This is a genomic window from Stutzerimonas kirkiae (assembly GCF_004327335.1).
Taxonomy (GTDB): Bacteria; Pseudomonadota; Gammaproteobacteria; order Pseudomonadales; family Pseudomonadaceae; genus Stutzerimonas; species Stutzerimonas kirkiae.
The window spans coordinates 74,975-81,566 of record NZ_QJUO01000020.1 but is presented as its reverse complement, the minus strand read 5'-3'; the positions used below and the strand labels follow the sequence as shown (position 1 = coordinate 81,566).

The following is a 6,592-nucleotide window of genomic DNA, read 5'->3' as shown; positions in this document are numbered from 1 at the left end:
AACGAATCAGATCAGAAAAGAACATCCAGGCGAAAATGCACCGGCCGCTCCCCTCGCTCGATGGCCGCGGGGCGCTCCAGCGAGTGCGCGAACGTCAGGCTCGCCGACAGGTGCTGGCCACGCAGGGACAGCTCCACGGCATGGCCGCTCAGTTGCCCGTGCTGGCCCATGTTGTGCCGGTTACCGGCGATGGCGCCGCGGTCATACGCCAGGGCCAGGCCGTACTCCTGTACCAGGGGCCGTAGCGGCGCCCAGCCGACCGCCTGGCGCCAGCGCAGTTGGTTGCGCCAGTAGTAGCCGCTGTCGCCACTGAGCGACTGCTCCTTGAAGCCCCGGACCGAAGCCAGGCCGCCCAGGCTGATACGCTGCGGGCTGTAGAGCACATCCTCGCTGCGCTGCGCATTGAACAGGCTGTCGAAGCTCAGCGCCTGCCCGAAAAAGTGCAGCGGCTGCAGATAGCTGAGGGTGAGGCTGTATTTGTTGTAGCGGGATACCGGCTGGCTACCTTGCGCCCGTTCATCGCGCTGTGCATCGAGGGCACCGCTGCCACGTTGCCAGCCCAGGTCCAGGTTGAGGAAGGCATTGTTCAGGCGGCGGCCATGGTTGAAGCCCGCCTGGAATTCCGTAAGCCGGTTGCTGGAAGTCTCCAGCAGGCTGTTTTCTATGTAGTTGCGCGTACGCAGGTGCGCCAAACCAAGACTGAAAGCCGTCTTGCTGAAACTGTCGCGATGCAGCACACGCTCGGCCCGGGCTTGATGCTGCTTGCTTTCCCCATCGCTCTCGAAGAGATAGCCGGAGGTTTCGGCGCGGGTACGGTAATAGCTCTGGTTATAGCTGTAGTCGAAGCTCCACCAGCCATACGGCAGGCTATAGCTGGCGGCCTGGCTGGATGAGTGGCGCCAGTGATCGCTGACGGCATCGCCCGAACCGCGCAGGCTGATCTGGTCGGCCAGCCCGAGCGGGCTGTCCCATTCGAGCCCCACGCCCCATTGCTGTACGCCGGTGGAGGACTGCCCGTCATTATGACGGCTGAGTACCCCACGCCAGGGTTTCAGCGGCTCGCCGCTCAGGCGCACGCGGCTACCGCCCACCCGCTCTCCCGGCAGCAGGTCGAGTTGCGCCGGACGCGACGGCAGCCGCCCCAGTTGGTCGACCAGTTGTTCCAGTTCGCGCAGGTTCAGGTGATCGTCCAGGTGCCCTGGAAACGCCATGGCCAGTTCGCGCTCGCTGGCCAGGGCGGACGAGTCCAGCCCCTCCAGGCGGCCCTCGACGATCTGCAGGGTCAGTTCCCCTGAGCCCAGGTCCTGTTCGGGCAGGTAGGCCCGCGAGGTCACATAACCGCGGTCGAGGTAGTGCTGGGTGACGATCTTCAGCAATTCATTGAGCTGGGAGATACCCAGGCAGCGCCCCTCGAAGGGTGCCACCAGCGTGCGTTGCTGCTGCGCATCGAGCAGATCGGCGCCTTGCAGGCGAATCGACCGGATCGGATAGCAAGCCTCGTCACCAGCCGGCGTCGCCGGCTGCTGCTCGACACGGCCGCCAGGCAACTGCTGCAGCTCCCTGAGACGCTGCCGCTGCTGTTCAAGCAGCCGTTCCTGGCGCTCGCGAATCCAGTCGAGATCACCCGGCGAAGGCTCGGCGCAGAAGGCGCCAGAAGAAATCAGAAGCAAGGCTACATACAGCAGTAACCGCATGAGAACACCATCCGTTGGCAATAACGTCCATGCATGAAGCAGGGGAAAACACGAGTCGCGGAAAACATGGCACCTGGCCATGTAGCGGAAAGTAACAGAAAAAATGTCGTATAGACAAATGATGCACACAATCGTGCGACCGGATCACTCCATGCTCCAATGAAAAGCCCCGCCAGATCACTCTGGCGGGGCTTTTCTTTTCACTTACAGCTTGTCGCTCGAAGCTCGTCGCTGCTCATCAGACCTTGCTGCGCTCGAAACGCTTGCGGTCGTTCTCGTTCAGGTACTTCTTGCGCAGGCGGATCGACTTGGGCGTCACTTCCACCAGTTCGTCGTCGGCGATGAATTCCAGCGCCTGCTCCAGGCTGAACTTGATCGGCGGCACCAGGGCGATGACCTCGTCCTTGCCGGAAGCGCGCATGTTGTCGAGCTTCTTGCCCTTGGTCGGGTTGATCACCAGGTCGTTGTCACGGCTGTTGATGCCGGCCAACTGGCCTTCGTAGATTTCCTGGCCAGGCTCGAGGAACAGCTTGCCGCGGCTCTGCAGGGTTTCCAGCGAGTAGGTCAGCGCGGTGCCGGTGGCCATGGAAACCAGTACCCCGTTCTGGCGGTTGGTGACCTCGCCGGCCTTGATCGGGCCGTAGTGGCTGAAGGTCGAGGTGAGGATGCCGCTGCCGGAAGTCAGGGTCAGGAAGTTGTTGCGGAAGCCGATCAGGCCGCGCGCCGGGATGGTGTACTCCAGGCGGATACGGCCCTTGCCGTCGGGGATCATGTTGGTCAGGTCGCCCTTGCGCAGGCCCATCTGCTCCATGATCGGACCCTGGTGCTGCTCCTCGATGTCGATGGTGACGTTCTCGTAGGGCTCCTGCTTCTCGCCGGCCTCGTTCTCGATGATCACCACTTCCGGGCGGCCCACGGCCAGCTCGAAACCTTCACGGCGCATGGTTTCGATCAGCACCGACAGGTGCAGTTCGCCACGACCGGAAACCTTGAACTTCTCCGGGCTCTCGCCCTGCTCGACGCGCAGCGCGACGTTGTGCAGCAGTTCCTTGTCCAGGCGGTCCTTGATGTTGCGGCTGGTGACGAACTTGCCTTCCTTGCCGGCGAACGGCGAATCGTTGACCTGGAAGGTCATGGAAACGGTCGGCTGGTCGACGGTCAGCGGCGGCAGGGCCTCGACGTTGTTCTGGTCGCAGAGGGTGTCGGAGATGTACAGCTCGTCCATGCCGCTGACGCAGACGATATCGCCGGCCTGGGCCTCGGGCACTTCGACGCGCTGCAGGCCGGAGTGGCCCATGATCTTGAGGATACGACCGTTGCGCTTCTTGCCGTCGGCGCCAACGGCGGTGACCGGGGTGTTGGCCTTGACGGTGCCGCGGGCGATACGGCCGATGCCGATCACGCCGAGGAAGCTGTTGTAGTCGAGCTGCGAGATCTGCATCTGGAATGGGCCGTTGGCGTCTACCACCGGTGCCGGGACGTGGTCGACGATGGCCTGGAACAGCGCATCCATGTTGTCGTCCATCTTCTCGTGGTCCATGCCGGCGATGCCGTTCAGGGCACTGGCGTAGACGATCGGGAAGTCCAGTTGCTCGTCGGTGGCACCGAGGTTGTCGAACAGGTCGAAGATCTGGTCGATGACCCAATCCGGGCGCGCACCCGGACGGTCGATCTTGTTCACCACGACGATCGGGCGCAGGCCGGCCTTGAACGCCTTCTGGGTGACGAAACGGGTCTGCGGCATGGGGCCGTCCTGTGCATCGACCACCAGCAGTACGGAGTCGACCATCGACATCACGCGCTCGACCTCACCGCCGAAGTCGGCGTGGCCGGGGGTGTCGACGATGTTGATGCTGTAGTCGTTCCACTTCAGCGCGGTGTTCTTCGCCAGGATGGTGATGCCGCGTTCCTTTTCCTGGTCGTTGGAGTCCATCACCCGCTCGTTTTCCGCTTCTTTGCGGTCGAGGGTGCCGGACAGGCGCAGCAGTTTGTCGACGAGGGTGGTCTTGCCATGGTCGACGTGGGCGATGATGGCGATGTTTCTCAGTTTTTCGATCACGATTCAGTTCCTAAATTAGCGGCACGTTTCAAGCCGCAAGCTGCAAGTAAAAGCGTTGAAAGCCGCAGCCAGCGTCAGGCCGCGGCGGCAAGCAAAAACCTTTGAAAGGTCGGTCGGGGGGATGCCGGCGACGCCGTGCGCTGCGACGAATATGACAGGTGCTCATGACTGTTCGCTTTTCCCTTGCAGCTTGTCGCTTGCAACTTGCAACTGCCCGGAGGGCCTGTATACGCGCACATTGGTATGCCCCTCGCTGAGCAGGTGATGAGCATGCAGGCGGCTCATGACACCCTTGTCGCAATACAGCAGGTACTGGCGGTTTTCGTCCAATTCCTTGAAGCGGTTGTTGATGGCATAGAACGGCAGCGCCCGGACTTCCACACCTTCGATCAGCAGGGGCTCGTCCTCGCACTGCTCCGGGTGGCGGATATCCAGCACCACCTGCCCGGCCAGCGCCTCGTCGACTTCCTCGACCTCGATATCCTTGCCCAGTTCGTCGATCACATGGTCGATGGATATCCGCCGGGCATTGTCCAGCGCGCGCTCGAGGACCGCCATGTCGAAGCGCGCCTCTTCCTTCTCGACCCGGTAGCCACGCGCACGGGTGGTCGGGTTGACCGAGATCACACCACAGTACTCCGGCATGTTCTTGGCGAACTCGGCGGTGCCGATTTCATGGGCGGTGTCGATGATGTCCTGCTTGTGGCTGGCGATCAGCGGGCGCATCACCAGCATGTCGGTGGCCGCATCGATCACCGAGAGGTTGGTCAGGGTCTGGCTGGATACCTGCGACAGCGCCTCGCCGGTCACCAGGGCATCGATGCTCAGGCGCTGGGCGACCCTGGCTGCGGCACGCAACATCATGCGCTTGAGCACCACGCCCATCTGGCTGTTGTCGACGTTCTGCAGAATCTCGCCAACCACTTCCTCGAAGGGCACGCTGATGAACAGCACGCGGTGCGAGCTACCGTATTTCTTCCATAGGTAGTGGGCGACTTCCATCACCCCCAACTCATGTGCACGGCCACCCAGATTGAAGAAACAGAAATGCGTCATCAGCCCGCGACGCATCATCTGGTAGGCCGCCACCGTGGAATCGAAGCCACCGGACATCAACACCAGCGATTGCTCCAGCGCTCCCAGCGGGTAGCCGCCAAGGCCCTTGTGCTGGCTATGGATGACGAACAGGCGCTGGTCGCGGATTTCCAGGCGCACCTCGACCTGCGGGTGCCTGAGGTCGATACCGGCGGCCGCGCAGCGCTGGCGCAGATGACTGCCGACATGCCGCTCGACATCCATCGAACTGAACGGATGCTTCTTGCCGATACGCTTGCAGCGCACGGCGAACACCTTGCCCGGCAACAGATGCGCGTAGTGCGCGACGCATTTTTCCACGACATCATCGAAGTCGCCCAGCGGGTACTCATGCACTTCCAGAAAATGCGCGATCCCTGGTGTGCAGGTCAGCCGCTTGCGCATCTCATCGAGCAGGGCCGGGTCCTGCACGGTGGTATCCAGCTCGACGTTGTCCCAGGCGCCTGCGAGGCGCACATCGGGGTCGAGATCACGCAGCACGGCGCGGATGTTCTTCGTCAACTGACGAATGAACCCCTTGCGCACCGGAGTGCTCTTGATGGTGATTTCCGGGAAAACCTTGACGATCAGCTTCATGGAGATTGCAGCGCGGGTGCCAGGGGGCGAAAAAGAGGGTGGCGGAGTATAGCGGAAACCGATCGAAAAGAGCCGAAAAGAGCGCAGGAAAGCTGAAATCTGGACGAAAAGCTGAAGGCAGGGGGTATCCTCTGCCCAGCGCCCGGCCTCACAGCGCCTTTATCGAAACCTGTTGCTCCGGGATAACGACATAGCGTGATCGCCCTGCGCGGTGCCCCTGACAGCTTGTCGACTATGGCTTATGGCCTCACAATCCTTCGTTTTTCGCCCCGATCCCGAGAGGTAGCCCCATGGCCCACAGCATGACCGCCTTCGCCCGCGCCGAACTGGCCGGCCCGCATGGCACCCTCGGCTGGGAAATCCGCTCGGTCAACCACCGCTACCTGGAGCCCCACCTGCGCCTGCCGGAAGCCTTCCGCGACCTCGAGGGCGCCGTGCGCGATGCCCTGCGCAAGGGCCTTTCCCGTGGCAAAGTGGAGTGCACCCTGCGCTTCAGCGACGCCGACAACGGCAAGCGCCTGCAGATCGACAGCGAGCGAGCCCGGCAACTGATCGAGGCCGCCGAGCAAGTGGCCGCCCTGATGAACAGCCCGGCGCCGCTCAACCCGCTGGAAGTGCTGGCCTGGCCCGGCGTGCTGGCCGCCGATGCCGTCGACCCGCAGGCGCTGAACCAGCAGGCCCTGCAACTCTTCCACGAGGCCCTCGGCCAGTTGCGCGAAGGCCGCAGCCGCGAGGGCGAGGAGCTGTCCAGACTGCTCGCCGAACGCCTGGACAACATCGACCGGGAAGTCGCCACCCTGCGCGAACAGATACCGCAGATGCTCGCCGCCCAACGCCAGAAGATCCTCGACCGCTGCGCCGAACTACAGGCCGAACTCGACCCTCAGCGCCTGGAGCAGGAACTGGTGCTGCTGGCGCAGAAGAGCGACGTGGCCGAGGAACTGGACCGCCTGACCACCCACGTCAATGAGGTACGGCGCGTCCTGAAGAGCCCGGAAGCCTCCGGCAGGCGCCTCGACTTCCTGATGCAGGAACTCAACCGCGAAGCCAACACCCTTGGCTCCAAGGCCTTCGATCCACGCAGCACCCAGGCCGCGGTCAACCTCAAGGTATTGATCGAACAGATGCGCGAACAAGTCCAGAACATAGAGTAAGAGGCCTATCCATA

The 6,592-nt window shown here is 62.8% G+C and carries 4 protein-coding genes; 1 reads left to right on the top strand and 3 read right to left on the bottom strand.

The features are described 5' to 3' along the window. Window positions 1-11: 11 nt before the first annotated feature. From DNJ95_RS12380 to thiI, 3 genes are all read right to left on the bottom strand, one after another. The gene (locus DNJ95_RS12380) at window positions 12-1,694 is read right to left on the bottom strand and encodes a ShlB/FhaC/HecB family hemolysin secretion/activation protein (protein WP_131185036.1); all 1,683 of its coding nucleotides are present in this window, start codon (window positions 1,692-1,694) and stop codon (window positions 12-14) included. Window positions 1,695-1,932: 238 nt separating this feature from the next. After that, on the bottom strand, window positions 1,933-3,753 hold the full coding sequence (gene typA, locus DNJ95_RS12375) for a translational GTPase TypA (protein WP_131185035.1): 1,821 nt from the start codon (window positions 3,751-3,753) through the stop codon (window positions 1,933-1,935). Window positions 3,754-3,915: 162 nt separating this feature from the next. Next, window positions 3,916-5,424: a tRNA uracil 4-sulfurtransferase ThiI gene (thiI, locus tag DNJ95_RS12370; protein ID WP_131185034.1), complete on the bottom strand. Its 1,509-nt coding sequence runs from the start codon at window positions 5,422-5,424 to the stop codon at window positions 3,916-3,918. Window positions 5,425-5,714: 290 nt separating this feature from the next. Here thiI and DNJ95_RS12365 point away from each other — a divergent pair, with 290 nt between their 5' ends. Further along, window positions 5,715-6,578, top strand: coding sequence for a YicC/YloC family endoribonuclease (locus tag DNJ95_RS12365; protein WP_131185033.1), 864 nt, complete (start codon window positions 5,715-5,717; stop codon window positions 6,576-6,578). Window positions 6,579-6,592 lie beyond the last annotated feature (14 nt).